Source organism: Thalassolituus marinus (assembly GCF_020320395.1).
Taxonomy (GTDB): Bacteria; Pseudomonadota; Gammaproteobacteria; order Pseudomonadales; family Oceanobacteraceae; genus Venatoribacter; species Venatoribacter marinus.
This window is the reverse complement of the sequence record NZ_JAEDAH010000081.1, coordinates 1-1,936: the sequence shown is the minus strand read 5'-3', so window position 1 is coordinate 1,936 and position 1,936 is coordinate 1. Positions and strand designations below refer to the sequence as shown.

Annotated in this window: 1 protein-coding gene and 1 rRNA gene; both read left to right on the top strand. The window is 49.3% G+C overall.

What is annotated here, in order from left to right; all coding sequences use genetic code 11:
* The first annotated feature begins 204 nt into the window (after positions 1-204).
* A 5S ribosomal RNA gene (rrf, locus tag I9W95_RS12780) occupies positions 205-320 on the top strand.
* Between the two features lie 201 nt (positions 321-521).
* Positions 522-1,871, top strand: coding sequence for a DEAD/DEAH box helicase (locus tag I9W95_RS12775; protein ID WP_225675479.1), 1,350 nt, complete (start codon positions 522-524; stop codon positions 1,869-1,871).
* Positions 1,872-1,936: the final 65 nt, after the last annotated feature.

Genomic DNA, 1,936 nt, shown 5'->3' with positions numbered 1-1,936 from the left:
CGTTGAGCTAACTGATACTAATTGCCCGTGAGGCTTGACCATATAACACCCAAACTTTGGTTGTTAACAAGCCTAAGTTAATCACACACGAACAGGCAGCCGCCGGTTCGCTAGAGAATTTTAATCTCATGTATCCAACCTTATTTGAAGTCACGTTGCAGTGCCAAAGGGCAGTGTAAGACAACAACGCTTCATACAGGTTTGCTTGACGACAATAGAGCTGTGGAACCACCTGAATCCATTCCGAACTCAGAAGTGAAACGCAGCATCGCCGATGGTAGTGTGGGGAGTCCCCATGTGAGAGTAGGTCATCGTCAAGCTCTTATCCAAAACCCCAGCAGGGCAACCTGCTGGGGTTTTCTTTATCTGCTTCTCAGAAATAAATACGCAGTGAATACAAAAAAAGCCCTTGCGGATAACCGTTAGGGCTTCATGTCATGAACGTGTATGTTCTTCTTTTACGGCGATTAGCTGCCTTCTGCTATACTCGCGCAATCTTTTGAAATGTGTGAGAAGCGCCTGTGTTTGCCAACATCGATTTTAATGCCCGCTTACTGACTGGACTCGAGAATCTCGAAATCTCTGAGCCTACAGAAGTGCAGTCGCTGATGCTGCCCCTGGCATTGGCCGGTAAAGATGTGCAGGCTTGTGCAGAGACGGGCAGCGGTAAGACGCTTGCCTACCTGCTGCCGATTCTGGAGAAGCTGCTGGCTACCGATGCTCCGAACGCCTCTACCCGCGCGTTGATTCTGGTGCCGACGCGTGAGTTGGCTCGCCAGGTATATAAGATGGCGAAGCACTTCTGTGATCTGACCAGCCTGAATGCCGGGTTACTGACCGGTGGTGACGACTTCAAGTATCAGGCTTCAATGCTGCGCAAAAACCCTGAGATTCTGGTATCAACCACCGGACGTCTCGTAGATCACCTGAAGCGCGATACAGCAGATCTGAGCGATCTTGAGTTCCTGGTGCTGGACGAAGCGGATCGTATGCTGGATATGGGTTTTGCTGAAGATATGGAGCTGATTGTTGGTCGCTCTTCTACTCAGCGTCAGACATTTATGCTGTCAGCGACTCTGCGTCATGAAGGCATTGGCCGGATCGCACGTTCTATGTTGCGTGAGCCGGAAGAAATTACAACCCAAATGGTTCATGAAGAGCATGAGTATATTCGCCAGCAGCGTATTCTTGCTGACGACAATGCGCATAAAGACCGTTTGCTGGTGTGGCTGCTGGCGAATGAAACCTACGATAAGGCTGTAATCTTCGTAAACAAGCGCGTAGAGGTCGATCGTCTGAATGACTTCCTGCGTCGACACCGTAATGGTATCGCCATGCTGCATGGTGAAATGACCCAGGACGAACGTAATTACGTAATGCAGTCTCTGCGTGAAGGTAAGCGCAATATTCTGGTTGCCACCGATGTCGCTGCCCGCGGCCTGGATGTTGAAGGCATGGATCTGGTGATTAACTATGATCTGGCTCGTAAAGGTGATGAATATGTCCACCGTATAGGCCGAACTGGTCGTGCGGGCAAAGAAGGCCTGGCGATCAGCCTAATTGCCCCCCATGAATGGAATCTCAAAGCCTCGATTGAGCGTTACCTGCAACAGCGTATGGAAGAGCGTGAAATTGCTGAACTTAAGGGCAGTTATAAAGGTCCGAAAAAAGTTAAAGGTTCTGGTAAGGCAGTCGGTAAGAAAAAGCCTAAGGCAAAAGCCGACAAGAAAGTCGCAGGTAAAAAGCCAGTGGCTAAATCGGATAAAAAGAAACTGGGCCCACGTCCAAGCCGGCCTAAGAGTGCAGCGGAAAATAAAGGCACCCTGATGGATTCGGAAGGTTTTGCACCGATTAAGCGCAAGAAAACCTGATGTTAAAAAGCGGCTCTGATGAGCCACTGCTGTCCCACAAATTTTTATTTGAACTTTTGTGAGAT